General features: G+C 75.2%; 23 protein-coding genes and 1 pseudogene. 10 read left to right on the top strand and 14 right to left on the bottom strand.

Translation table 11 applies throughout. The features are described from left to right. The first annotated feature begins 49 nt into the window (after positions 1-49). Positions 50-715, top strand: a complete 666-nt coding sequence (locus tag ACFC1T_RS21880) for a response regulator transcription factor (RefSeq protein WP_375890996.1) — start codon at positions 50-52, stop codon at positions 713-715. 45 nt (positions 716-760) lie between these two features. On the opposite strand, the gene ACFC1T_RS21875 is transcribed toward ACFC1T_RS21880, so the two are convergent. From ACFC1T_RS21875 to ACFC1T_RS21860, 4 genes are all read right to left on the bottom strand, one after another. Next, complete coding sequence (locus ACFC1T_RS21875) at positions 761-2,065, bottom strand: sensor histidine kinase (RefSeq protein ID WP_375891112.1); 1,305 nt, start codon at positions 2,063-2,065, stop codon at positions 761-763. A gap of 221 nt (positions 2,066-2,286) precedes the next feature. Then, positions 2,287-3,681, bottom strand: a complete 1,395-nt coding sequence (locus ACFC1T_RS21870; protein ID WP_375890995.1) for an FtsX-like permease family protein — start codon at positions 3,679-3,681, stop codon at positions 2,287-2,289. A gap of 5 nt (positions 3,682-3,686) precedes the next feature. Beyond that, positions 3,687-4,460 (bottom strand): ABC transporter ATP-binding protein, encoded by a 774-nt coding sequence (locus ACFC1T_RS21865; RefSeq protein WP_375890994.1) that lies wholly within the window; start codon positions 4,458-4,460, stop codon positions 3,687-3,689. A gap of 88 nt (positions 4,461-4,548) precedes the next feature. Further along, positions 4,549-5,916 (bottom strand): hypothetical protein, encoded by a 1,368-nt coding sequence (locus ACFC1T_RS21860; RefSeq protein ID WP_375890992.1) that lies wholly within the window; start codon positions 5,914-5,916, stop codon positions 4,549-4,551. 154 nt (positions 5,917-6,070) lie between these two features. Between ACFC1T_RS21860 and ACFC1T_RS21855 the strand changes: the two genes are divergently transcribed. The 6 genes and pseudogenes from ACFC1T_RS21855 to ACFC1T_RS21830 all read left to right on the top strand — a co-directional run bounded on the left by ACFC1T_RS21855 (position 6,071) and on the right by ACFC1T_RS21830 (position 10,336). Continuing rightward, complete coding sequence (locus ACFC1T_RS21855; protein ID WP_375890990.1) at positions 6,071-6,595, top strand: hypothetical protein; 525 nt, start codon at positions 6,071-6,073, stop codon at positions 6,593-6,595. Beyond that, positions 6,592-7,341, top strand: a complete 750-nt coding sequence (locus ACFC1T_RS21850) for a hypothetical protein (RefSeq protein WP_375890988.1) — start codon at positions 6,592-6,594, stop codon at positions 7,339-7,341. The genes ACFC1T_RS21855 and ACFC1T_RS21850 overlap by 4 nt, the downstream gene beginning before the upstream one ends. Before the next feature lie 72 nt (positions 7,342-7,413). Then, complete coding sequence (locus ACFC1T_RS21845) at positions 7,414-8,286, top strand: ketopantoate reductase family protein (RefSeq protein WP_375890986.1); 873 nt, start codon at positions 7,414-7,416, stop codon at positions 8,284-8,286. A gap of 108 nt (positions 8,287-8,394) precedes the next feature. Next, a pseudogene (locus tag ACFC1T_RS21840) lies at positions 8,395-8,640 on the top strand (DUF6817 domain-containing protein); the annotation flags it as partial. A gap of 442 nt (positions 8,641-9,082) precedes the next feature. Further along, a complete protein-coding gene (locus ACFC1T_RS21835) occupies positions 9,083-9,481 on the top strand; it encodes a hypothetical protein (protein WP_375890984.1) in 399 nt (132 codons plus the stop codon). Between the two features lie 204 nt (positions 9,482-9,685). Continuing rightward, entirely contained in the window at positions 9,686-10,336 is a 651-nt protein-coding gene (locus ACFC1T_RS21830) for a transcriptional regulator (protein WP_375890982.1), read from the top strand. A 1-nt stretch (position 10,337) separates the two neighbouring features. Here the strand turns inward: ACFC1T_RS21830 and ACFC1T_RS21825 are convergent, their stop codons facing one another. After that, entirely contained in the window at positions 10,338-10,844 is a 507-nt protein-coding gene (locus ACFC1T_RS21825) for a hypothetical protein (protein ID WP_375890979.1), read from the bottom strand. A 239-nt stretch (positions 10,845-11,083) separates the two neighbouring features. Between ACFC1T_RS21825 and ACFC1T_RS21820 the strand changes: the two genes are divergently transcribed. After that, positions 11,084-12,259, top strand: a complete 1,176-nt coding sequence (locus ACFC1T_RS21820; RefSeq protein ID WP_375890977.1) for a S1 family peptidase — start codon at positions 11,084-11,086, stop codon at positions 12,257-12,259. A 93-nt stretch (positions 12,260-12,352) separates the two neighbouring features. Here ACFC1T_RS21820 and ACFC1T_RS21815 read toward each other — a convergent pair whose 3' ends face one another. Then, complete coding sequence (locus ACFC1T_RS21815; RefSeq protein WP_375890975.1) at positions 12,353-13,573, bottom strand: ROK family protein; 1,221 nt, start codon at positions 13,571-13,573, stop codon at positions 12,353-12,355. Between the two features lie 200 nt (positions 13,574-13,773). Further along, the gene (locus tag ACFC1T_RS21810; RefSeq protein ID WP_375890973.1) at positions 13,774-14,646 is read right to left on the bottom strand and encodes an SDR family NAD(P)-dependent oxidoreductase; all 873 of its coding nucleotides are present in this window, start codon (positions 14,644-14,646) and stop codon (positions 13,774-13,776) included. Between the two features lie 182 nt (positions 14,647-14,828). Between ACFC1T_RS21810 and ACFC1T_RS21805 the strand changes: the two genes are divergently transcribed. Further along, positions 14,829-16,568: a SpoIIE family protein phosphatase gene (locus ACFC1T_RS21805; protein ID WP_375890971.1), complete on the top strand. Its 1,740-nt coding sequence runs from the start codon at positions 14,829-14,831 to the stop codon at positions 16,566-16,568. Positions 16,569-16,618: 50 nt separating this feature from the next. Here ACFC1T_RS21805 and ACFC1T_RS21800 read toward each other — a convergent pair whose 3' ends face one another. The 3 genes from ACFC1T_RS21800 to ACFC1T_RS21790 all read right to left on the bottom strand — a co-directional run bounded on the left by ACFC1T_RS21800 (position 16,619) and on the right by ACFC1T_RS21790 (position 19,158). Further along, positions 16,619-17,254, bottom strand: a complete 636-nt coding sequence (locus tag ACFC1T_RS21800; RefSeq protein WP_375890969.1) for a hypothetical protein — start codon at positions 17,252-17,254, stop codon at positions 16,619-16,621. A gap of 157 nt (positions 17,255-17,411) precedes the next feature. Further along, positions 17,412-18,620, bottom strand: a complete 1,209-nt coding sequence (locus ACFC1T_RS21795; protein WP_375890967.1) for a trans-sulfuration enzyme family protein — start codon at positions 18,618-18,620, stop codon at positions 17,412-17,414. A gap of 139 nt (positions 18,621-18,759) precedes the next feature. Continuing rightward, positions 18,760-19,158, bottom strand: a complete 399-nt coding sequence (locus ACFC1T_RS21790; RefSeq protein WP_375890965.1) for a hypothetical protein — start codon at positions 19,156-19,158, stop codon at positions 18,760-18,762. A 222-nt stretch (positions 19,159-19,380) separates the two neighbouring features. Between ACFC1T_RS21790 and ACFC1T_RS21785 the strand changes: the two genes are divergently transcribed. Then, positions 19,381-21,072 carry an LCP family protein gene (locus tag ACFC1T_RS21785; protein ID WP_375890963.1) on the top strand — a complete coding sequence of 564 codons (1,692 nt, stop codon included), beginning with the start codon at positions 19,381-19,383 and terminating at the stop codon, positions 21,070-21,072. A gap of 110 nt (positions 21,073-21,182) precedes the next feature. On the opposite strand, the gene ACFC1T_RS21780 is transcribed toward ACFC1T_RS21785, so the two are convergent. The 4 genes from ACFC1T_RS21780 to ACFC1T_RS21765 form a co-directional block, all read right to left on the bottom strand. Next, a complete protein-coding gene (locus ACFC1T_RS21780; RefSeq protein WP_375890961.1) occupies positions 21,183-21,842 on the bottom strand; it encodes a zinc ribbon domain-containing protein in 660 nt (219 codons plus the stop codon). Positions 21,843-21,938: 96 nt separating this feature from the next. Beyond that, positions 21,939-22,226, bottom strand: coding sequence for a hypothetical protein (locus ACFC1T_RS21775; protein WP_375890959.1), 288 nt, complete (start codon positions 22,224-22,226; stop codon positions 21,939-21,941). Between the two features lie 114 nt (positions 22,227-22,340). Beyond that, positions 22,341-23,357, bottom strand: coding sequence for a signal peptidase I (gene lepB, locus ACFC1T_RS21770; RefSeq protein ID WP_375890957.1), 1,017 nt, complete (start codon positions 23,355-23,357; stop codon positions 22,341-22,343). Positions 23,358-23,423: 66 nt separating this feature from the next. Continuing rightward, entirely contained in the window at positions 23,424-24,020 is a 597-nt protein-coding gene (locus ACFC1T_RS21765) for a helix-turn-helix domain-containing protein (RefSeq protein ID WP_375890955.1), read from the bottom strand. Between the last annotated feature and the right edge of the window lie 68 nt (positions 24,021-24,088).

Raw genomic sequence — 24,088 nt, 5'->3', positions numbered from 1 at the left:
AACCGGACCCGGCACCACCGCCCACCCGGACGGTCCGGATAATGGCGTCATGATCGACAAGCAGCTCCGCGTCGTCCTCGCCGAGGACTCGGTGATCCTCCGCGAGGGAATGGTCGAGCTCCTGACCGCCCGTGGGTGCGCGGTGGTCGCCACCGCCGGCACGGCCCCCGAACTGGTCGCCGCCGTCACCGAGCACCGGCCCGACGTGGCCGTGGTGGACATCCGGATGCCGCCCACCCACACCGACGAGGGGATCCGGGCCGCGGTCGAGATCCGGGCCACCGCACGCGGGACCGGCATCCTGGTCTTCTCCCAGCACGTGGAGACCGCCTGGGCCGCCCGGCTGCTGGCCGGCGGCGCCGCGGGCATCGGCTACCTGCTCAAGGAGCGGGTGGCCCGCACCGCCGAGTTCGTGGACGCCCTGCACCGGGTCGCCGCGGGCGGCACGGCGCTCGACCCGGAGATCGTCAACGGGCTGATGCACGGCGGGCGGCGCAACCGGGTGGACTCGCTCACCGCCCGCGAGCGCGAGGTACTGGAGCTGATGGCCCAGGGCCACTCCAACCGCTCGATCGCGGGACGGCTGGTGGTCTCCGAGCGAGCGGTGGAGAAGCACGTGGCCGCTGTGTTCACCAAGTTCGACCTGCCCGCGACGGACGCCGACAACCGCCGGGTCAAGGCCGTCCTGGCCTACCTCGCGGAGACCGGGGCCTGAGCGGCCCGGCCCCCTGCCCGTCCGGGGCGACACGGCCCAACGGCCTCACAGCCTGCTCGGCAGTTCCGCCGTGACCAGCGTCGGCCCACCGGGCGGGCTGTCCACCCGCAGCCTCCCGTCCACAGCCGCCAGGCGCTCGGCCAACCCCGTCAGCCCCGTCCCCGCACCGATCCCGGCGCCCCCGCGCCCGTCGTCGCGCACCGTCAGCCGGACCCGGCCGTCGACCGCGCTCGCCGTCAGGTCGACCGCCCGGGCGCCGCTGTGCTTGGCCACGTTGGTGAGCAGTTCGGCCGCGCAGAAGTAGACCGCACGCTCGATCACCTCCGCCGGCCGCTCCCGCAGGTCCAGCCGGAGCGTCACCGGCACCGGCGAGGTGGCGGTCAGTGCGGGCAGCGCCTCGGCCAGGCCGCCGTCCAGCGCCACCGGGTGGATGCCCCGGGTCAGCCGCCGCAGCCCGGTGATGGTGTCATCGGTCTGCCCACGCGCCCGGTCGACCAGGGCGCGCAGCCGCCCCAGGTCCGCACCACTCCCGGCGTCGCTCCCCGCGCTGGCACCGGCCTGGACCCCGGACGCCGCCGCCCCGCCGAAGGCCACTGCCCCGCCGGGCGCCGCCCCGCCGAGAGCGTCGTCCGCCAGCGAGAGGGTGATGGCGAGCGCGACCAACTGCGCCTGGGTGCCGTCGTGGAGGTCGCGTTCGAGCCGCCGCAGCCGGTCCGTGTTCTCGGCGAGCAGGGTGGCGCGGGCGTGCTCCAGCTCCCGCACCCGCTGCTGCGACCGCACCGGCCCGAGCAGCGCCCGGGCCAGCGCGCGATTGGCCCGGCTCAGGGCCCGCAGTACGGCCGGTACGGCGGCCAGCACCGCGAGCCCCACCGGCGGCCCGGCGACGTCCAGCCAGTCGACCGCTCGCGGCCCCGGCTCCAACAGCCGTACCCAGAGCGGGAAGCCCGCCAGCCACACCGAGCCGAGCGGCAGTCCGACCACGGCCAGGAAGCCGAGCGCGCCGAGCGGCAGCCGGAGGAGCAGGTAGAGCAGCGCCCGCCAGGCGACCGGGTCGGTCAGTACGGCCCGCCCCCGGGCCAGCAGCCCCGAGGGGCGTGCCGACGCCGGTGGCGCGGCCACCCGTTCGCCCAGCAGCCGCCCGACCAGCCGCCGGTGCAGCCCTCCGATCCCGCGTGCCCCGACCAGGGCGGCCGCGACGAACGGCAGCCCCAGGACGGTGAGCGAGAGCAGGGCCCCCGCGTAGAGCACGGCGACCGCGTAGACGCCGCCCAGCACTCCGAGTGGCAGTCCGAGGAGGGCGAACGCCACCTCACCGCCTCGCACCGACAGTCCGCGCCGCCACCGAGTCACCACGTGCCCCACCGTTCACCGATCAACCGACCCCCAGCATCCCTCAGCCACCACCAGGTCCGCCGCCCGCCCGGACCCTCCGTCACCGCAGGCCACCTCACCGCCCGGGGCCGCCCCGAACCTCCCCTCACCTCCGCAATCCTCATACGCCCTCTTCCCTCGTCACCTGTCCAGAGCCGCCCTCAACCGTCCTCCTCCCACTCACCCCCGCTCACCCCCGCTCACCCCCGCTCCCCGCCCACTTCCTCCACCGCGCGCCCCCCGATCGCCCAGAGCCCCGTGCCGACGATCCCCGGCACCGTCAGCACCGCCGCGCCCGCCACCACCCAGCCGCAGGCGGCACCCGGCACCACCGGCAGCAGCGACCCGGTGACCGCCCGGCTGAACGCCCCGGTCGCCGCGGCCGCCACCGCCGCACCGAGCAGCACGCCCACCGCCGTGGTCAGGACGGCCTCGACGAGGAGCATCCGCAGCAGCTGCCGCCGCGTCGCCCCGACCAGCCGGAGCAGTGCGAACTCCCGCCGCCGGTCGGCCGTCAGCGCGACCAGGGTGTTGACCGTGGAGACCGCCGCGAAGCCGGCCAGCAGGCCGAGCTCCGCCTGCCGCAGCCAGACGTCGCTGGCCTTGGTGACGCTGGTCGTGGCCCCGGTCGCCAGCGCCGCCCGCTCCGCCGTGCCGGTCATGATCAGCATGGTGGCCGAGAGCCCGACCAGCAGCGCGACCGGGACCACCGCCGAGGAGAGCCGGACGGCGTAGCCGCGCAGGTTGGCGTCCGCCAGCCAGCCGACCCGGGGCAGCAGCGCCCGGACCGGGGCACCGAGCACCGCCATCGGCAGCCGGGCCACCACCGGCCCCAGCAGGGCGACGGCGACCAGCAGCACCAGGGCACCGAGCAGGGCCGCCTGCCCCGCCTTGTCCAGTTCCCCGGCCGGTCGGGTGCCGGCCAGCCGCAGCAGCAGACCGCCGCCCACCAGCACCGCCCCGCCGATCAGCAGCCGCACCACGCCCGTCCACCGTTGCCCGACCGCGCTGTCGGTCAGCGCGGCCGCCGGGGCGGGCCGGGTGATCCGCCGGACCGTGAGCGCGGTGGCCGCCAGGCCGACCAGCAGCGCCACCGCGAGCGCGATCAGCACCGGCACCGGTGTCCCGGGTATCCGCAGCCCCGGTGCGGCCATCCCGCGCCGCTGCAGCGCGGTGAGGAAGGCCCGGGCGGCGAAGTGGCCCGCCGCACCGCCCGGAACGGCCGCCGCCAGCACCGTCGCCGTGACCTGGAGGCGCACCAGCCGCCGGATCTGGCGGGGCGTCGCCGCGACCGTGCGCAGCAGGGCGAGGTCGCGGTGCTGCTGACGGAGGGTGAACCCGAGCGCATTCACCACCACGAACAGCGCGACCAGGACGGCGATCTCACCGAAGGCCCCCGCGATCACCAGCAGCCCGGGCCCGGCCACCGCCGCCTGCGCCACCGGGGCCGGCGCCGTGACCTGGGCGGCGACCAGGGAACCGAACAGCGTCACCGCCGCCACCGCCAGGAACAGCGCCGCCGCGAGCCCGGCGAAGGCCGCCGGCCGGCGCCTGATCTGACCGACCGCCAGGGTCGGCACGGAACCGCCACGCATCGCCCTCACCCGCCCAACCTGCTGAGCCGCTCGCCGACCTGGGCCGCCGTCGGCCGGTCCAGTTCGTCCACCAGCAGGCCGTCCGCCAGCAGCAGCACCCGGTCCGCGTAGCCGGCGGCCACCGGATCGTGGGTGACCATCACGCACGTCCGCCCGTCCTCGTCCACGCCCGCGCGCAGCAGGTCCAGGACGTCGCGCCCGGTCGCCCGGTCCAGCGCGCCGGTGGGCTCGTCGGCGAACAGCACCTCGGGCCGGGCGGCCAGGGCGCGGGCGATGGCCACCCGCTGCTGCTGGCCGCCGGAGAGCCGGCCCGGCCGGTCCCGCTCCCGCCCGGCCAGCCCGACCCGGGCCAACGCCTCCCGCACCCGGGCCCGCTCCGGCGGGTTCCCGGCCAGCCGCCCGGGCAGTTCGACGTTCTGCGCGACCGTCATCGCGGGCATCAGGTTGAAGGCCTGGAAGACGAACCCCACCCTGGTGCGCCGCAGCTCGGCGAGCCGCCGTTCGGGCAGGCCGGACACCTCCGTACCGCCCCAGCAGACGGTGCCCCGGGTGGGGCGGTCCATCCCGGCCAGGCAGTGCAGCAGGGTGGTCTTGCCGGAGCCCGAGGGCCCCATCACCGCCGTGAAGGTGCCCGGCGCGAAGGCCACGGACACCCCTCGCAGCGCCCGGACGGCGGCCGCGCCGCGCCCGTACTCGCGGTGCAGCCCCTCGCCGCTGAGGGCCGCCCCCGTCACCTCGCCGTGCGCCGCCCGGTCGGCGGCTGTCGTGATCCCGTTCATGCCCCCAATCCTGGACATCCGGGACGACGGGGTCGATTGTGCTGGCACCCCAATCCGGGGTTCGGAAAACCGAACCCCGCAGGTGGTGCTACGTCCCCTCGGCGTTGCCGCCCGTCCGCCAGGCCCAGATCGCCTCCGCCCGGTGGTCGTAGCGGTACTCGTGCCAGGGGAGGGCCCCGACCCGGTCGACCGCCTCCGCCGCCCGCCGGTCGCCCCGCACCACGAGCCCGTACGCGCCGACCACCCGCGCCCGCTGGTCCTCCTCGTCCGACAGCGCGGCCAGGGCGTCGGCGACCTCGCCCGTCCGGTCGTCCGACGCGTCCGACTCCGCCAGGGCGCACCCGGCCGAGAGCCGCACCCGGGCGTCCTCGTCCCCGGCGAGCGCGAGCAGCACCGCCCTGAACTCCTCCGTCAGCGGACGGTTCTCAAGCCTCCGGGCCACTCCGGCCCGGACCGGCGGCCACTCGTCCCGCGCCAGCCGCAGCAGGCAGGCGGTGACCTCCGCCGAGAAGGGCTGACCGCCCGCCCCCAGGCAGTGCGTCGCCACGGTGCGCACCTCCCGGTCCGGGTGGTCGGCGTGGCGCAGCGCCAGGCCCTCCGTCCCCGGGTGGTCGCGCATCAGCAGCGCCTGGAGGACCTCCGCGAGCACCTCGCCGTCGGTCTCCTCCGCCGCCCAGACGGCGAGCAGCTCGTCCTCCTTCTCCTCCTCGAAGGAGGGGACCAGGGCCGGCGGCACCATCCGGTTGGTCGTCAGGAAGGAGGCCGTGAAGCGGCGGTGGCGCGGGTCGGGGTGCCGGCGGTACGCCATCACCGCCTCCCAGGTCGCCCTGTCGGGGCGCTGTGCGAGGACGTACTGGCACGCCGCCCCGTCGACATGGCGGTCGTCGGGCTGCCGCACAGCCCGGGCCACCAGCTCGTCGACCGGGGTGGCGATCCGGAAGGTCCACTCCAGCGTCGTCAGCACGGCCCCGTGCCCGGCCCGGACGGTGAACCCGCCGAGGGAGACCTGCTCGACCTGGCAGAACTCCTCCTCGATCAGCAGGCTCTCGCCCGGCCCCTCCGCCCCCGTCCGGCGGCGCAGCTCGGCCCGCGCACCCGTCGCGTACCAGGACCGGGCCAACCCGAGCAGCCGCTCCCGCTCCGCCGGCCCCAGCCGCAGCGCGGGGTCCTCGCCGAGGACGGCTCCGAGGACGGCGTACGAGCCCAGGTCGACGGCGCGCAGCAGCGGGGTCGTCCCGTCCGGCAGCGGGAGGTCGGGGTCGGCGCCCATGGTGACCAGCGCGTTGGCCACCGCGTGGTCGAACCCGGCCACGGCCGCGCACAGCACCGGCAACCCGTCCCCGCCCCGCACGTCGGGGTCCGCCCCCGCGCCGAGAGCCGCCCACACCGCGTCCTCGTCCCGGGCCCGCACCGCCTCGACGAGCCGGGCGTCCGCCGGTACCTGATCCGCCGCCATCCGCTCCCCCTCCGGTTCCGCCTCCGCCTCCCCCTCGGCTCCCCTTCGGTTCGCCTCGGTTCCCCACACCGACCCTAGCCCGGCGCGCGCTCCGTGACGCCTGCCACGGCAGCACGGACTCCCGTCGGCGGGCCCGAGGAGGAATCATGATCGGGTGACCATCGACCTGCTGCCCGGCCAAGGCGTTCGCCTGCCGGCCCCGCTGCCCGAACTGCGCTTCGGCCTCACCGAGGAGGCCGTACGCGCGCTGCTGGCCCCGCACGGCGAGCTGCTGCCGGACGGGGTGCGCCCGACCTTCGTCTGCGGCACCAGCTGGGCCCTGGGCTTCGGACTCCCCGGGGTGGGCGTCACGCTGTCCGGGGGCGAGGACGGCGGCCTGGAGGGGGTCTCGGTGGGCCTGAACCGGTACGACGACCGGCCCCCCTGCCCGGTCGGCCACCTCGGGATCGACGTCTTCGCCTGGCCGGCCCGGAAGTTGGCCGAGGCCCTGCGCGCCGAGGGCCTGCCGGTCCCGGACCCGGAGCACGGCACGCTGCGCCACCAGGGGCTCCACCTCCACGCGAGCACCGGACGCCCGCCCCGCCCGGCCCCCGGCCGCAAGGCCCGCCACGAGGCGCCCTACCACTTCGACTTCGTCTCCCTCCACCGCACCATCACCGCCACCGAGGCCACCCGATGAACCACCCCCCACCGTCGCCCCCGCGCCCCACCGGCACCGCCACCGGCCCGTACGACGCCGCATTCCTCCCCCGCCTCGCGCTCTCCGCGCGCCCCGCCGAGCGGCCGATCACCGAGCCGGTCGCCAAGCTCGGCGGCGAGCCCTGCTGGCTGGCCGAACCCACCTGGCCGCTGGCCCCCGGCACCGGCGAGCCCCTGGTGTTCATCGGCCAGTTCCCCGTCCCCGGCGAGGAGTTGCGGCTGGCGTACCTCTTCCTGGAGGAGGACGAGCTGATCATGGGCGGCCAGGATCCGGAGCACGGCGACGGTGTGCTGCTCGTCCAGCCGGATGGCCGGATCCCGTCCTTCGCCGTGATCGGCCCGCCCGGCACCCGGGGCCGCACGCTCTGGCGCGACGATCCCGACGCCGACCGGACCGTCCCGGTCGAGTTCCACCTCGACCTGCTGCCACTGTCGGCCGAACTGGACCGCTCGATGGACCAAAGGGCCGCCTTCCAGCGGTACTTGCGCCACGAGGGCCCCGAGGCCCCGGTCCCGGACGGCGACCACGTGCGCGACCACCTCGGCGGCCTCCCGTCCTTCCCGAACGGCCGGGCCCGGGTGCCCGCGCCCTGGCAGTTCCTCTTCGCACTCTCGGACGCCCCCGACGACGGCGATCCGTACTTCCTCAACTTCGGCTACGGCGTCGGCTCCGGCTTCCTCAGCCCGGACGGCCTGGAGGGCCGCTTCTCCTGGGAAGCCCCGTAGCGACGGCCCCGAACGCCCCGCTCACGCACCGGTCACCAACCCCTCCCCACCCCACCCCACGAAGGAGTCCGCATGACCACCACCCCCCTCACCGTCGCCGTCCTCGGCCCCGGCGGCGTCGGCGGCCTGATCGCCGGGCTGCTCGCGCGCGACGGCCACCGCGTGATCTGCCTGGCCGGCGAGCAGAGCGCGGCCGTCCTCGCCCGCGACGGACTGCACGTGCGCAGCACCCAGTTCGGCGAGTTCACCGCCCGGGTCGAGGCCGCGACCGAGCTCCGCGCGCCGGTCGACGCCGCCTTCGTGACCGTCAAGGAGACGGCCCTGACCGCCGCGCTCGACCGGATGCCGCCGCAGACGCTCGGCACCGGCATCGTGGTACCGCTGCTCAACGGCCTGGACCACATGGCGCTGCTGCGCGGGCGCTACCCGGCCGGGCAGGTGGTGGCCGGCACGATCCGGGTCGAGGCCACCCGTACCGCGCCGGGCCGGATCGAGCACACCAGCCCGTTCGCCGCCGTGGAACTCGCCGGTCCCGTGACGGAGTTCGCCGAGCAACTGCGGCACACCGGGCTGGACGTCACGCTGCGCGAGGACGAGACCGCGATGCTCTGGAGCAAGCTCTCCTTCCTCGCGCCCTTCGCCCTGCTGACCACCCGCCACGCCGACGGCGTCGGCGTCGTGCGCACCGAGCACCGGGACGAACTGCTCGCCGTCCTGGACGAGATCACCGCCGTCGCCGACGCCGTCGGCGCCCCGGCGGATGCGCAGGCGCTGCTCGCCGCCTTCGACCGGATCCCCGCCGGGATGAAGTCCTCGATGCAGCGGGACGTCGAGGCGGGCCGACCGACCGAACTCGACGCGATCGGCGGCGCGGTGCTGCGGGCCGCCGAGGCCCACTCCGTCCCCACCCCGACCGTCGCCCGACTGGTGCGCGAACTCTCCTGACGCCTCGAACTCCCGCCGTCGAACCTCTGCACGGACCGACGGCGGGCGTTCGACACCCATGGCCGAACCCGGTTGCGGGCGGTCGGGCACCGGAGTAGAACTCGTCGGATGACCTCACCCGATCACCCCACCGCTCCCGCCTGGAGCCACATCGAGGAGTTCCTGCGCGCCCACGAGGCCGACCGGATCCCCCACCCGGGCGGGACCCTGCTGGCGCACCTGACCCGGGCGGCGGCCCGGTTGGCCGACTGGGGCACCGACTCCGCCGTCCAGACCGCCGGGCTCTGCCACGCCGCGTACGGGACCGACGGATTCGACGGCGCCCTGCTGGCCCTGGACGAACGGGCCACCCTGGTCGACCTCCTGGGCGACCGCGCCGAGGCGATCGTCTACCTGTACGCCAGCTGCGGCCGGGCCGCCGTCTACCCGCGCCTGGGCCGGGACGAGACGCCGCTGTTCCACGACCGCTTCACCGGCGAGGACCACACCCCGCCGGAGGAGGACCTGCGGGCCTTCCTCGCCATCACCGCCGCCAACGAGCTCGACATGTTCGTCCACAACGCCGAGCTGGCCGCCCGCTACGGACCCAACCTCTACGAACTCGTCTCGCGCAGCCGCACCTTGCTCCCGCCCCTCGCCTGGAAGGACTGGCAGGACTGGCATCACCGGCAGAGCAGCGCGACCTGGCGATCCGTCACTCTCCCACCCGCAGTCGAGACTTCGCCGACCGTTCACCCTCCACGCCGGAACCGCCGCGCGAGCACGGGACGTTCTAGAACCCGGGAGGGATACAGACATGACAAAGAAGCCGTACCGCCTGGCCGCCACCGCGCTCGTTCTGCTCGTGGCGGCCCCCTTGTTGACCGCGTGCAAGAACACCGACCAGGCCCTCGACTGCGGGAAGCGGGCGATCAGCCTCACCGGCGACGTCCAGGACCTCACCGACTCCGCGCTCAACGTCGGCCAGATCACCGACGACAGCCGGCGCAAACACACCGTCACGGCCCTCAAGAAGATCGTCGAGGACGTCAAGAAGATCCGCCAGGACGGGGACGGCAAGGTGGACGCGGCGGCCGACAAGCTGTCCAAGGCCGTGGACAACGCCCAGACCGCCGTCGCCAAGGGCAAGGAACCCGACTTCGGGCCGATCGGCGACGCCGCCGGCGAGCTGACCAAGGCCTGCGCCGGAGCCTGATCCCCGCACAGCCGCCACCCGGGCCGGGAGCGCCGCACCACCGGGCGCTCCCGGCACCCGCACCGCCCGAGCACCCCCGGGACATCCCCGAGCATTCCCGGGACATCCCCGAGCACCCCCGGGCACCCCGGCCTGTCGCCACCGCACCGAGGCCCGCACGCGGTAGGAATGGGCACCGGACCGAACCGCACCCCGGAGGCACCGGTGAACCACCCGATCCTCGACCAGATCCGCCGCCTGTGCGCCGAGTCGGCCCCCGGCGACACCGCGCCCGCCCTGGTCACCGCGCTCGCCGCCGGCACCGCCCCGCTCTCCGCGGTGGCCGAACTCGCCGCCCAGCAGCAGCGGATCATCACCTCGGACCGGCGCAGCCTGCTGCTGCTCGCCACCCGCTGCGCCGACCGGCCGCTCGGCGCCTGGTACGTCACCCTCGCCGGGGGCGAGAGCGCCGCCCTGCGCACCCTGCCCGCCCTGGCCGAAGCCTGCGGCCTGGACCGCCGGGCGGCCGCCGCCCGGGTACCGCTCCCCGGCTGCCAGGCCTACCCGTCCTACCTCGCCTGGCTCGCCCTGAACGCCCCGCCACCGGCCGCAGCCGCCGCCCTGGTGGCCAACTTCGCGGCCTGGGGCGGCTATTGCGCCACCATCGCCGCGGCGCTGCGCCGCCACCACGGCTTCTCCGACGAGGCCTGCGCCTTCTTCGACTTCTTCGCCCGGCCGGCCCCCGAACTGGAACAGCAGGCCGCCGACGCCCTCGGCCCCGACCCGCTGGACGACCCCGCACTGGCCGCCGCCCGGGAGTACGGCCTGCTGCTCCAGGCCTACGAGCACCTGTTCTGGGACACCCTCGGCGGGTGACTCACGCCTGCCAGTGCGGCTTTCCGCTGACCATCCGGCAGTAGATCATCCGCCCGTTGGCGTCGTGGGTGCTCCGGCCCAGGTCGTCGTTGCGGCAGAACTGGCCGGCCGCGTAGCAGTTGCCCGCGTTGGAGCGGAGCTCGCACTCGGTGCCGCCCGCCGCCTGGGTGTGCTGGGGCTGCGGGTCGTTCGGCGGCTGGGCGGTGGTGACCTTGGGCTGCGGCTTGGCGGACGGCGTCTGCGGGTGCGCGGCGGGCGGGGCGGACGGCGGCGGGGCGGACGCGACGGGCGGCGCCGAGGGGGTGGCCACCGGCGGCGCCGGGACCGTCGGGCTCGCCGCGGTGGGCGTGGCGGGAACCGGCGTGGCCGCGACGGTCGGGGAGGAGGTCGGCGTGGCGTCCGCCGCCGACGGGTCGCAACCGGTCAGCGCCAGGCCGACGGTGAGGACGAGTCCGGCGAATCCGGCCAGGCCGGCCGTTCTGCGGCGCCCGGATATCGGTGAGGCCATGAGGGGAGAACGCTCCGTTCCGTAGGTCCGTACGGGTGAGGCGTGCGATTCAAGCAGAGTCCGCACACGCCGTGAGCACCGTTTCCCCACTCGTTGGCGGATCGAGATCTTCCGGCCCCCGCGTCGAGCCTCCGGCGGAGGGGGTATAGCGCCGGAGCGCGGGGCGTTACAACATGTTCCGGACATGCCAATCAGGTCGCTACGGTTCCGGCAACCCCCACGCCGAACGAGGAGACCCCATGCTCCGGATCCGTGCGCTGGCCGTCGCCGCAGCCTTCGCGACCGTCGCGCTCACCGCAGCACCCGCCGTCAGCGCCCCCGCTGACGACCCGTCCGTCACGGCCGCCCTGGCCGCCACCCCCACCCGCACCGCGGCCGTGCCCACCGCCCTGCTGCACGCGATGCAGCGCGACCTCGGGCTCGCCCCGCAGGCCGCCGCCGACCGGGTCGCCCGCGAGGGCCGCGCCACCGCCGTCCAGCACGCCCTCACCCAGGCGCTCGGCGAGCACTGGGCCGGCGCCTGGATCGACGGACCGCAGGCCGACCTGGTGGTCGCCACCACCGACGCCTCCGCCGCCCGGACCATCACCGCCCACGGCGGCCGGGCCACCGTCGTCCGCCACGCGCTGGCGTCCCTGGACCGGGCGAAGGACGCGCTCGACCGGGCCTCCCGGGCGGCCGCCCCGGACGCCACCCCGCTCTGGTACGTCGACGTCCGCTCCAACGCCGTCGTGGTGCAGTCCGCCGACGACGCCCGCACCGGGGCCTTCCTGGACCGGGCCGGGGTGGACCGCTCCCTGGTCCGGGTCGAGCGGGCCACCGCCGCACCCCGACCGCTCGCCGACCTGCACGGCGGGGACGCCTACTACATCGACAACGCCGCCCGCTGCTCGATCGGCTTCCCGGTCACCCAGAACGGCCAGCCCGGCTTCGTCAGCGCCGGCCACTGCGGCCAGCCCGGCTCCAATGCCACGACCTCCGACGGCAGTTCGATCGGCACCTTCCAGGGCTCGACCTTCCCGGGCAACGACTACTCCTGGGTGGCGGCCGGATCCGACTGGACGGCCCAGCCGCAGGTGAACGACTACGCCGGCGGCACGGTCACGGTGGGCGGCTCGTCCGAGCAGGCGGTCGGCGGCTCGGTCTGCCGCTCCGGTTCCACCACCGGCTGGCACTGCGGCACCGTCCAGGAGCTGAACGCCACCGTCAACTACCAGGAGGGCAGCGTCTACGGCCTCACCCGCACCGACGTGTGCGCCGAACCGGGCGACTCCGGCGGCTCGTTCATCTCCGGCAACCAGGCCCAGGGCGTGACCTCGGGCGGCTCCGGCGACTGCACCTCCGGCGGCGAGACCTACTTCCAGCCGGTCAACCCGATCCTCAGCACCTACGGCCTGACCCTGGCCACCGGCTGACCCGCCCGGGGCCGGTGGGTTCCCCACACCCACCGGCCCCGGCCCCACCGGCCCCACACCTACGGACCCGGCCCCACACCTACGGACCCGGCCTCACAACTCCGCCGTCCGACGCTCGAACACCTCGGGACGCGCCGTCTCCAGCGCCGTGGCCACCGCGCCCAGGAGGACCGCCTCCTCCCCCAGCAGGCTCGGGGCGAGCGTCGGACGCATCGGCGCGAAGCGGCGCAGGGCCCGCTCCAGCGGTTCCAGGAGCAGGTCCGCGCTGCTGCCGATCCCCCCACCGAGCACCAGCAGGTCCGGGTCCAGCACGGCGGACAGCACCGCCACCGCGTACGCGAGCCGCTCCGCCTCCCACTCCACCGCCCGCAGCGCCGCGTCCTCCCCGGCCCGGGCCCGTTCGAAGACCTGCTTGGCGGTCAGCCGGCTCCGGCCCTTCCCCGCCAGCCCGAACTCCCGGGCGGCACGCACCACCGCGTCCGCCGCCGCCTCCTCCTCCAGCGTGGTCACGGCCGGCTCGCCCGGGCGGGCGGGCAGCGGCACCAGGCCGATCTCGCCGAGCGCGCCGTGCGCACCGAGCAGCAGCTCTCCGTCCTTCACCACCCCGACCCCGAGGCCGGTGCCGACCAGCAGGTAGGCGAACATCCGGCTGCCGCGCCCGGCTCCCAGGGTGTACTCGCCGAGCGCGGCCAGGTTGGCGTCGTTGGCCACCGTCACGGCCGTGCCCAGACCCTCGCCGATCCGGTCGAACAGCCCCGGCCGGCCCCAGTCGGGCAGGCTGGTGGCGTACCGGAGGCCGCGCCGCTCCTCGTCCCACACCCCGGGCGTGCCGATCACCGCGTGCACGAGGTCCCCGGCGGCCAGGCCCGCCTCGGCGGTCGCCTCCCCCGCGGCGGCGACCACCGCGTCCGCGACGGCGTCCGCGGTCCGCCCCCGGTTGGGCACGTCCCGCCGGGCGACCACGGTGCCGGCCAGGTCCGCCACGGCGACCCGCAGCCGGGCCCGGCCGACGTCCACGCCGAGCACGTGACCGGCCGTCGGGTCGACCTCGTAGAGCACCGCGGTGCGGCCCCGCTCCGGGGCCACCCGCCCGGCCTCGCGGACCAGCCCGGCCTGCTCCAGGTCGGCCAGCGCGGCGGACACGGTGGGCTTCGACAGGCCGGTGTCCCGGGCCAGTTGGGCGCGCGAGGTACCGCCGCCGGTGCGCAGCAGCTCCAGCAGCAGCCACTCGTTGTTGCTACGCAGCCGCTGCCGGTTCCACGGCACCCCGGGGGCCCCTGCCGCCGGGCGACTGGTCGGCTGGTGGGGGCTCATCGGTTCCTCCGGTCTGGGCTGCCGACGGGCCGCTCCTGGCGGCCCGTTGCCTGCGAACGGCGCTGTGGCACCGTCTGCGGCACCCGGTGTCGGGCGCCGCCGCCCAAGTATGACCGTTGATCACCCGCGACCCGTCGCCCGGACCCGGAGCCGCACGCACCCAGCATCCCGGTGCCCCAACCCCCGCACCCCGCCCGACGTCAGGCGCCGCCGGTCGCGACCCAGCCGCCGGTCATCGCCCCCACCGCCGAACCGTCCAGGTCGGCCAACTTGACCCCGACGAAGGCCCGGGCCGCCTCGGAGGTCTGCACCCGCAGCGGCGGCCGCTCGGCGGTGAGCACGTCGACGATCGGCGCGGCCGCCTCCTCGGGGGTCTGGGCGCTGCCGAAGGCCTTCAAGGTCCGGTCGACGTACGCCTCCAGGGCGGGGCCGTACGGGCCGGCGGCGGCCACCAGCGCGGGCACGTCGATGCCCTGGTTGCCGATGAACTCGCTGGCCACCGCGCCCGGTTCGACCACGGTGACGGCCACCCCGACGGCGGCCGCGACCGGTGCCAGCGACTCCATGAAGCCCTCGACGGCGAACTTGGCCGCGCAGTAGGCCTCGTTGAAGGGCTGCCCGACCACCCCGCCGACGCTGGTCACGGTGACCACCCGGCCGCCGGCGGCGCGCAGGTGCGGCAGTGCCGCCCTGGTCACCTCGACCACGCCGAAGTAGTTGACCTCCATGGCGGCGCGCACCGGCGCCATGCCGTCCTGCTCGACGGTGCCGACGAAGCCCGCGCCCGCGTTGTTGACCACGGCGTCCAGCCGCCCGTGCCGCTCGACGACGACGCCGAGGCAGTCCGCGACGGAGGCGGGGTCGGTGACGTCCAGCCGCTCGATCTCGATCCGCTCGGCGACGCCCGCCTCCTCCGCCGCGCGCAGCAGGTTCCCGGCCCGGCCGGTGTCGCGCATGGTGGCGACCACCCGGAAGCCGGCCCGGGCGGCGGCCACGGCGGCGGCGAGGCCGATTCCGGAGGAGGTGCCGGTGATCAGGACGATCCGGGTGCCGTTCATCGGGGTGACTGCCATGCGGGCCCTCCTCGCGGCCGCCGGACGGTTCCGGACGGCCATGACTGTGTGCGTGTGCACGCACTCTACAAGTGCGTGTGCGCGCACGCAACCGGGCACGCTTCGCTACAACACCGTCTCCGAGCGGTCAAGGTTTCACCCAGTTGTGGGCGTGCCGCGCCCCGACGCGTGATCATGGGCCTATGCACTTCCGGCACGGGCCCCGCGCAGAGGGCACCCCGCCCCCGGACGAGGACCCCGCCTCCGAACCCTCCGGCACCGACCCCGGCCACGACCCCGGTCACGACCCTGGCCACGGCCCCGGGAACGACCCCGACCTGCTCCGCGAGCTGCTCGCCACCGCCCCGGTCGGCGTCGCCCTGCTCGACGACCAGCTGCGCTGGCACTACCTCAACCCCGCGTTCACCACCGTCACCGGCCTGCGCCGCGCCGACCTGCTCGGCCGCGCCGCCGCGACCACCCCCTTCGCCGGTGCCGTCGCCACCCTGCGCCGCGTCCTCGCCGACGGCCGCGACCGCGAGCACGTCACCGGCGGCCCCGACGGCGCGGGCGCCCCCGTGCCACCCGGACTGCGGGTGCGCTACCGGCCGCTGCGGCACGGCGGGCGGACCACCGGCGTGATCGTCGTGGTCCTGGACGACCCCGACCCGGCCCGCGCGCAGCTGCGCGAGCTCGAACAGGCGCGCGCCCGGCTCGCCCTGCTGGACGCCGCCGCCGAGCGGATCGGCACCACCCTCGACATCCGCACCACCTGCGCCGAACTCGCCGGCTTCACCGTGCCCGCCCTCGCCGACCTCGCCGTCGTCGACGTGCTGCCGCCCGAGGCCGAACCCGCCCGCCCGGGCCGGGCCGGTGCCCAGCGGCTGCACCGCGCCGCGGTCCGGGCCGTCCCCGGACTCGACGCCGCCCTCGCCGAGCTGGCGCGCCCCGGCGAGTCCGTGCGCCACCGCGAGGGCTCGGCCGCGGCCCGCGGCCTGGCCGGCGGCGTCGCCGTGCTCACCGCACCGGGCCCCGCCGACGCCTGCCCGGCGGGCACCGCCTCACTGCTGGTCCTGCCGCTCGCCGCCCGCGGCCACCTGGTCGGGGTGCTCACCCTCGGCCGCACCGACGCCACCCCGGCCTTCACCCCGGACGAGGCCGCCCTGCTCGGCGACCTCGCGGCCCGCGCCGCCACCGCCATCGACAACGCCCGCAGCTACACCCGCTCCCAGGGCATCGCCCTGGAACTCCAGCGGGCCCTGCTGAGCGAGCCCGGCAACCCGCACCAGAACCTCGCACTGGCCTCCCGCTACCTGCCCTCCGGCAGCAGCTCGGTGGTCGGCGGCGACTGGTACGAGACGGTCCGGCTGCCCTTCGGCCGCACCCTGCTGGCCATGGGCGACGTGATGGGGCACGGCGTCGAGGCGGCCGTCGACATGAGCCACTACCGCTCGGCGCTGCGCGACGTCGCCGGCATGGACCTGCCCCCGCACCGGATCCTGCGCCAGCTCGACCAGGTGATCTCCGCCGACGACACCGCCCGCCCCGCGACCTGCCTGCTGGCCCTCGCCGACCCCGGCCGCGCCCGCTGGACGTTCTCCAGCGCCGGCCACCTGCCGCCCGCCCTGATCACCCCGGACCACCCCACCGAACTGCTGGCCGTCCCCACCGGCCCACCGCTGGGCACCGGCTTCGGCGGCTACGAGCAGTCCACCCATCCGCTCGACCCCCGGCAGACCCTGCTGCTCTACACCGACGGCCTGGTGGAGCGGCGGAACGAGGACATCGACACCTCGCTGGCGCGCCTCGCCGCCCTCCGGCTCCCTGCCACCGGCGACCTCGACGAGCTGCTCGACGCCGTCCTGCACTCCCTCGCCCCGCCCCCGGCACCCGCCGCCGAGGACGACATCGCCCTGCTCGCCGCCCGGCCCAGGGCCCGCTGACGGCCCACTCCTCGCTCCACGCCACCGACCCGGCCCACCCCTCCGCCGGACTACTCCTCGAACCAGACCACCAGCCGGACGTGCTGCTCCCCGTGCACCTCGGCGAGGGTGCGCAGCACCGTCCACACCGGCCGCCACGGCCCGTCCGCGGGAACGGCGTCGCGGCGCCGGTCGCGCTCAGCCCGGAAGAGCAGCGGTCCGGTGTCCCACTCGGTGCCCTCCGCCCAGTGCTCGCCGAGCCGGCCGAAGTCGAAGGTCCGGCTGTCGATCCCGGCGGCCCGGGCGAAGGCCCGGCTCCAGTCCTCCCGGCGGACCGGCTCCAGCGAGCCGTCGGGCCGCCGCCGGTACCGGGCGATCCTGGTCGCCCGGGGCAGCGCCGGCTCGTCCCAGTCCACCGCGAGCACCTCGTCCCAGCCCAGCCAGGTGGCGCCGAAGGCCGCCGGGCCCCAGGAGGCGTGCCCGGCGCGGGTGGTGGCCGAGGCGTCCGCGGGCAGGCCGCGGGCACCGACCACCGGCCGCCAGTGACGGTGCGGGTCCCGGACCCCGAAGAGGCAGGCGAAGGAGCCGTAGTCCCTGGTCGGGCCGAGCAGGGACAGGTCGACGGCCGCCTGCCAGGCCCGCTCCCCGGGGTCGAGGCCCGGGGCCCAGGTGCGGCACTCCACGAAGCCCCGGATGTCCGTTCCCATGGACCGGATCATGCCCGGTCCGCCGGTACCCCCGCAGCCGGATTTCCACCCCGCCGGGGCGGGTCTCACCCGGTCGTCCGCTCAGGCCCCGCCCGGTCGTCCGCTCAGGCCCCGCCCGGCCTCCCGCTCAGGCCTCCCCCGGCCTCCGGGTCGGACCTCAGGCCTTCGCGAGGGCCTGCTCGACGTCCGCCCACAGGTCCTCCGGGTGCTCGATGCCCACCGAGACCCGCACCGTGCCCGGGCCGATGCCCGCCGCCGCCAACTCCTCGTCCGACAGCTGCCGGTGCGAGGTGCTGGCGGGGTGGACCACCAGGGTGTGGACGCCGCCCAGCGAGGGTGCCAGCGCGGCCAGCCGGACGGACTCGGTGAAGGCCCGGGCCGCCTCCCGGCCGCCCGCCAGGTCGAAGGCCAGCACGCCGCCGTGGCCGTCGGGCAGCAGGCGGCGGGCGAGTTCGTGGTCGGGGTGGTCGGGCAGGCCCGGGTAGTGGACGGCGTCGACGGCCGGGTGGGCGGCCAGCCGGGTGGCCAGGTCGAGCGCGGAGTCGCAGTGGCGGCGGACCCGCAGCGCCAGCGTCTGGAGGCCGCGCAGGGTCAGCCAGGCGGCGAAGGGATCGGCGCTGGCGCCGAGTTCGGTCCCGTGGTGCCAGACCTTCCGGTGCAGTTCGGGGTCGGCGAAGACGGCGACCCCGGCCAGCACGTCCGAGTGCCCGCCCAGGTACTTGGTGGCCGAGTGCACCACCACGTCCGCGCCGTGCTCGATCGGGCGGCACAGCAGCGGGGTGGCGAAGGTGTTGTCGACCACGCTGAGCACCCCGGCCCGCTTGGCGACGGCGATCAGCCCGGGCAGGTCGGTGACCCGGGTGGTGGGGTTGGAGACGGTCTCCAGGTGCAGCAGCCGGGTGGTGGGCCGCAGCGCCGCCGCCACCTCGTCCGGATCGGAGCCGGAGACGTGGGTGACCTCGACGCCCCACCGCTGCGCGAGGTCGGCCAGCAGCGCGAACGTCCCGCCGTACAGGCTCCGTTGGGCGATCAGGTGGTCGCCGGAACGCAGCAGGGCGAGCAGTACGGTGCTGATCGCGCCCATTCCGGAGGCGGTGGCGAGCGCCCCGGTGCCGCCCTCCAGGTCGGCGACGGCGTCCTCCAGCGACCGGACGGTGGGATTGCCGTAGCGGTTGTAGACGAACGCGCCGTCGGGGCCGGCGAAGGAGGCGGTGAGCGCCTCGCTGGTCTCGAAGGCGTACAGGTGGCCCTGGTGCAGCGGGACGCCCAGCGGCCGGGCGCCGCCGAGTCCGGCCAGCGGCGGGTGGACGATCCGGCTCTCGGGGCGCAGCGCTGCGGCGGAGGGGTTGCGCGGGAAGTCGCTCATGCCGCCCATCCTGGGGCGCGGCGGTCGGGCGGGACAGGGCCAATCACCGCCGGGTGGCCCGGCCCCGGCGCCGTGTCGGCGCCCGGGCCGACCGCCCCGGAACCGGCCCAGCGGCTCAGCGGCTCAGCGACCCAGCGGCTCAGCGACGGCGGAAGAGCTTCCGCACCAGGTGAACGATGCCCCAGATCACCAGGATGATGAACAGGATGATCAGAATGACCACGACCAGCAGGAACTTGCCGAGCTTGGCGAAGAAGCCGGACTTCTTCTTCTCCTCCTTGGCCGCGACGTGCGCGACCTGCCGGTCCTGCGCGCCCTGAACGCTCTGAACGCCCTGGGCGACGGTGCCGACGGCGCCGACGGCAACGGGCGCCTGGGCGGCGGCGCCGGCCGCCGGTCCCCCGGCAACGGCCGTGCCGCTCGCGGCGGTCCGGGGTGCGGCCACCGCCGTCGCGCTCGACGCCGCGGCGCTGAGGCCGACGGCGGCCAGCAGTGCCACCAGGGCGCCGGCTATCGAACGTGCGATCCGGTGAGTCATCGTGCTCCTCGTGCGGGTACGGAGCGACGGAGATGAGACCCGGTCGACCTTCTCTCATGGTCTGACCAGTATTTTTCTCATCTGCGCCTAGTATGCTCCTCTGGAAGTTCTACAGCGGTGTAAAAGTTTAGCGGCGGGACGACCCGGATCGACACTCCGACCCAGGACCACGCAAGCCACCGCTCCGTCGGGGGTTCCGTGGCAACTGTGGAGGATGACGCCGTGTCGGGTCGCAGGGGTTCCACCGAGGGCGAGAATTCGTCGCACCGGGCCGGTGGACGCAGAGCGGCGAACCGCAAGCCCGGTACGGGCAGGGACGGTTCGGCCAAGGACGGTTCGGTCGAGGACGGCCCGGGCAAGGAGATACCCGACGCCCGCCCCGCCGGCCGGGCCAAGCCGAAGCCCAAGCGCAGCACCAAGCAGAAGGTGCTCTGGGTCACGGCCGGCTGCACCGCGCTCCTGGTCCTCGCCGGCGGCGCCGTCTACTACCGCCTGAACAGCAACATCACCACCTTCGACCGCGACGCCCTGAGCAAGGACCGCCCGGAGGCGGCCGCCCCGGACGCCCAGGGCCGCACCCCGGTCAACGTCCTGATGATCGGCTCGGACAGCCGCGGCAACGGCAACAGCAACCTGGGCGGCGGCGGGGACGACGGCGCCCGCTCGGACACCGCGATCCTGCTGCACATCTACGCCGACCACAAGCACGCCGTCGGCATCTCGATCCCCCGCGACTCCCTGGTCGACATCCCGCCGTGCAAGCTACCCAACGGCAAGTGGACCAAGGAACAGACCAATGTGATGTTCAACAGCGCGTTCTCGGTCGGCAACACCGACCAGGGCAACCCGGCCTGCACCCAGAACGCCGTCGAGAAGCTCACCAACCTGCGCGTCGACCACACCATCGTGGTGGACTTCGGCGGCTTCGCCGCGATGACCACGGCGGTCGGCGGCGTCGAGGTCTGCCTGCCGAACAACGTCTACGAGGGGGACCTCAACCCCAACCTCGGCCACAAGGGCAAGCAGATCTTCGCCAAGGGCAAGCAGAAGGTCGAGGGCCAGTCCGCACTGGACTTCGTCCGGGTCCGGCACGGCATCGGCGACGGCTCCGACATCGGCCGCACCAAGCGCCAGCAGGCCTTCCTCTCCTCCCTCATCAAGGAGGTCAAGTCCCGCGGCATGGACCCGACCACCCTGCTGCCGCTCGCCGACGCGGCGACCAAGTCGCTGACCGTCGACCCCGACCTCGGCTCGGCCGCCAAGCTGATGTCCTTCGCCATGTCGATCAAGGACGTCGACCTGCACGACGTCAAGTTCCTCACCGCACCGTGGCGTTACGAAGGCCCCCGGGTCGCCCTGGTCCACCCCGACGTGGACCAGCTCTGGGCCGCGCTCAAGGCCGACCGCACCATCGACGGCCAGGACGCCAGCGCCCAGAGCCCGGCCGCCACCGACTCCGCCGCCCCCAGCACCCCGCCCGCGGCCGAGGCCACCCCCTCCCCCGCCGCGGCCGCGGCCGCCAGGAACGCGGACATCAAGGTCGCCGTCCTCAACGGCACCGGCGAGAGCGGCATCGGCAGCAAGGGCGCCGAGACCGTCAAGGGCGCCGGCTACACCGTCACCACCGTCGGCAACGCGGCCGGCAAGGCCCGCAGCACCACCGTGGTCGAGTACGGCGCGGGCGAGCGCAGCAACGCCGAGGCCGTCGCCAAGCTCTTCCCCGGGGCGAGCGTCCAGGCCGGCGGCAAGGGCCTGAGCGTGGTGCTCGGCCACGACTTCGCCGCCGCCAACCCGGCCCCGGCCGCCGGTTCGACCCCCGGCGCGCCCGCCGCCCCGGCCCCGCTGCCGAGCAGCGTCAGCGGCACCGCCCGCTCGGCCGACGACGACCCGTGCGCCAACGTGTCGTACGGCTGAGCCGCCCGCCCCGGGGCCGTCCCGCGACCCGACGGCCCGGGACGAACCGACGGGGCGCCCGCGGACCTCACCGGTCTGCGGGCGCCCCGTCGCGTCGACGTACCGGCCGCTCAGCGCCTCGCCCCGCAGGACGGGCAGAACGCCGCCCCGTCGGGCACGTCCTTGTGGCACTGCCCGCACTGGACGGGCTGCGCCAGCTTGAACCCGCAGCCGGGGCAGAACGGCGTGCCGTGGGTCTCCGTCTGGCACTGCGGGCAGACCAGTTGGCGCGGCGTCCGCACGTCGTACTCCGCGCCGGACTGCTGGCCGACCTGGTAGGCGCGGTCCGAGACCATGTCGTTGAGGCCGCGCCGCTGGGCCGCGGCCGCCTCGGCGGCGGTGTCCGGGGCGCAGTCGAAGCACAGGCCCTGCTCCGGGTTGAAGCAGCGGCCGCAGACGTAGCGGGTGCAGCGGGCACAACGGTTGAAGTGCGACTGGGCGTTGTCGATCGCGCGCTGGAACGCGGCGTCCCGCGAGGTGCCCCAGGTCTGGCCGGCCAGGCCGTCCGCGGCGTTGCTGATCGTGTTGGCGTTGCCGCCGATGAGGTTCCAGGCCGCGCTGACGCCCTTGCCCAGCCAGCCCGCCACCTGACCGGTGGTGAACCGCTCGAACGGCGAGCGCCAGGTGTCGGAGCAGCGGTAGCAGGAGAATTCGAACTGGAAGCCCGCGCCCGTCCCGTACTGCTCGCACAGGTCGCGGTAGTTGTTGTTGAAGTAGATCTCGGAACTCACGTCGTCCCCGGTTGCTGAAAGTGGCCTAGTCGGCGTTCGCTCCCAGGGACGACAGGGGTCCTCGAACGGTTCCGCCAAGAACTCCTGACACTCTCTTCACAACCCGGAGACCGGGAGCAGCCGTACCCGGTCGGGTTCGAACGGCCGCCAGTCGGCGGGCAGTCCGCTGCGGCCGACCCGCAGCCGGCACCAGTTCCGCCCGGCCGGGTCCTGCCACCAGCCGCTGATCCGGCCGGGCGCCCAGTGGCCGCCACCGAGGTCGACCTCGACCGGCTGGTACACCCACCGCACCTCCCGGTCCGTCGGCGGCACGGGCACCTCGGTGGGCGCCGCGGGCACCGCGGACGACACGGCGGGCGCCGCGGGCCCGTTCGAACGCTCCACCACGGTTCCGCCTCCGATCCGACCGGTGCGACCGCGCCCGACGCCGCGGCCCGTCGCCGGAACTCTACAGCTGTGTAGAACACGGCGGGCGGAGTTCCGGCGGAGCGGTCCCGCTCAGCGCCCGGTGCGCCGCGCCCGCCGGCGCCGCCACAGCGCGATCGGCACGACGCCCGCGAGGGCGAGCACCGCCGGCGCCGGGGGCGCCTCCACCGGGCTGCCCGCGGCCCGGGAGGGCACCTTGTCGAAGGTGTCCGGGACGGGCAGGGTGGACCAGTCGGAGATCGGCCACGCCACCACGAACGCCCGGCCGACCACGTTGTCCACCGGCACGAAGCCGTCCCCGGTGAGGTTCTGGTGCGGGCGGGAGTCCCGGGAGTTGTTCCGGTGGTCTCCCATCACCCAGAGCTTGCCCTTGGGCACGGTGACGGTGCCGACCGGGTCGTTGTCGCAGGGCGTCGCCCCGGGGAAGAGGTACGGCTCGACCAGCGCGACGCCGTTCACCTTCACCGGGCTGCCCGCGTTGCACTCGACGGTGTCGCCGCCGACCGCGATGACCCGCTTGATCAGGTCCTTCTCGTCCGCCGAGGGCATCAGGCCGACGGTGCTCAGCGCCTTCTGGACGGTGCCCATGACGCCGCCGGAGCTGGTCGTGGGGGTGTCCTCCAGCCAGCCGCCCGGGTCGCGGAAGACCACCACCTCGCCGCGCTCCGGCTCGGCGCCGAACCACGGGGTGAGCTTGTCGACCAGCACCCGGTCGCCGATCTGCAGGGTGTTCTCCATCGAACCGGAGGGGATCGAGAAGGCCTGCACGAAGAAGGTCTTGATGCCGAGCGAGAGCAGCAGGGCGATCACCAGCAGGATCGGCAGCTCCTGCCAGAACGGGCGCTTCTTGCGCGCGGGCTTCGCACCGGCCGCGGTGGACTCCTCCGGTCCGGCGGCCCGCCCGGCTTCCGGCTCCGGCGGCTCCTCCGTCCCGGTTCCGGAACGGGTTCCGGGGGCGGCGCCCGGCCCGGTGGCGGGCCCGGCACCGGGGCCCGCGCCGGGGCCGGTGTCGGCCCCCTCCGGCGCGGTCCCCGGCCTCTGCTCGGTTCCGCCGCTCTCACCGGACTCCGTGCTCTGCTGCACACTCATGTAATCGGCCCCTCCCGACGGCCTGCGGGGGAGCCCGAAGCGGAGACCCCCTGTCAGGGAACGAACCTACCGAACAGAGGTTCCCGGGCGCGCCCTGATGTGGATGCGTTCGCCCTGCGGACCGAACAGGCTGAGGAACTCCACCGGCTGCGAACCGGCGTTGCCGAAGCCGTGCGGGGTCCGGGTGTCGAACTCGGCGGCCTCACCGGCGGTCAGCTCCAGGTCGTGCGGGCCGAGCACCAGCCGCAGCCTCCCGGACAGCACGTACAGCCACTCATAGCCCTCGTGGACCTTCAACTCCAGCTCCGGCCCGGCGTTCCGGCCCGGCGGCACGATGTGCTTGTACGCGTGCAGACCACCGAGGTGGCGGGTGAGCGGGACGACGGTCTGGCCGTTCCTGGTCACCGGGCGCGGGTGGATCCGCGGGTCCCCGGTGGCCGGGGCGCCGACCAGTTCGTCCAGCGGCACCCGGTACTCCCGGGCCAGCGGCAGCAGCAGCTCCAGGGTCGGCTTGCGCTGCCCGGACTCCAGACGGGACAGCGTGCTGAGCGAGATCCCGGTCGCCGCGGCCAGCTTGGCGAGCGTGGTGCCGCGCTCCCTGCGCAGGGCCCGCAGCCGCGGGCCCACCGTGGTGAGGACGTTCTCGAACTCTTCGTCGGCCATGCCTGCTATTCGCCGGGACGGCAAGGGTGCTTGTCAATCCGGCACACCGGTGACGGCCCGTCCCCACC

This window comes from Kitasatospora sp. NPDC056076, assembly GCF_042266305.1.
GTDB lineage: Bacteria > Actinomycetota > Actinomycetes > Streptomycetales > Streptomycetaceae > Kitasatospora.
This window is presented reverse-complemented; position numbering and strand designations above follow the sequence as displayed.

Bases quoted from the DNA above. Each gene is read 5' to 3' on its own strand.
- ACFC1T_RS21800 (WP_375890969.1), bottom strand. From the start codon at position 17,254: ATGGGAACGGACATCCGGGGCTTCGTGGAGTGCCGCACCTGGGCCCCG.
- ACFC1T_RS21815 (WP_375890975.1), bottom strand. From the start codon at position 13,573: ATGAGCCCCCACCAGCCGACCAGTCGCCCGGCGGCAGGGGCCCCCGGG.
- ACFC1T_RS21845 (WP_375890986.1), top strand. From the start codon at position 7,414: ATGACCACCACCCCCCTCACCGTCGCCGTCCTCGGCCCCGGCGGCGTC.
- ACFC1T_RS21865 (WP_375890994.1), bottom strand. From the start codon at position 4,460: ATGAACGGGATCACGACAGCCGCCGACCGGGCGGCGCACGGCGAGGTG.
- ACFC1T_RS21765 (WP_375890955.1), bottom strand. From the start codon at position 24,020: ATGGCCGACGAAGAGTTCGAGAACGTCCTCACCACGGTGGGCCCGCGG.
- ACFC1T_RS21825 (WP_375890979.1), bottom strand. From the start codon at position 10,844: ATGGCCTCACCGATATCCGGGCGCCGCAGAACGGCCGGCCTGGCCGGA.
- ACFC1T_RS21790 (WP_375890965.1), bottom strand. From the start codon at position 19,158: ATGACTCACCGGATCGCACGTTCGATAGCCGGCGCCCTGGTGGCACTG.
- ACFC1T_RS21805 (WP_375890971.1), top strand. From the start codon at position 14,829: ATGCACTTCCGGCACGGGCCCCGCGCAGAGGGCACCCCGCCCCCGGAC.
- ACFC1T_RS21870 (WP_375890995.1), bottom strand. From the start codon at position 3,681: ATGCGTGGCGGTTCCGTGCCGACCCTGGCGGTCGGTCAGATCAGGCGC.
- ACFC1T_RS21880 (WP_375890996.1), top strand. From the start codon at position 50: ATGATCGACAAGCAGCTCCGCGTCGTCCTCGCCGAGGACTCGGTGATC.
- ACFC1T_RS21810 (WP_375890973.1), bottom strand. From the start codon at position 14,646: ATGGCAGTCACCCCGATGAACGGCACCCGGATCGTCCTGATCACCGGC.
- ACFC1T_RS21850 (WP_375890988.1), top strand. From the start codon at position 6,592: ATGAACCACCCCCCACCGTCGCCCCCGCGCCCCACCGGCACCGCCACC.
- ACFC1T_RS21860 (WP_375890992.1), bottom strand. From the start codon at position 5,916: ATGGCGGCGGATCAGGTACCGGCGGACGCCCGGCTCGTCGAGGCGGTG.
- ACFC1T_RS21820 (WP_375890977.1), top strand. From the start codon at position 11,084: ATGCTCCGGATCCGTGCGCTGGCCGTCGCCGCAGCCTTCGCGACCGTC.
- ACFC1T_RS21795 (WP_375890967.1), bottom strand. From the start codon at position 18,620: ATGAGCGACTTCCCGCGCAACCCCTCCGCCGCAGCGCTGCGCCCCGAG.
- lepB (WP_375890957.1), bottom strand. From the start codon at position 23,357: ATGAGTGTGCAGCAGAGCACGGAGTCCGGTGAGAGCGGCGGAACCGAG.
- ACFC1T_RS21835 (WP_375890984.1), top strand. From the start codon at position 9,083: ATGACAAAGAAGCCGTACCGCCTGGCCGCCACCGCGCTCGTTCTGCTC.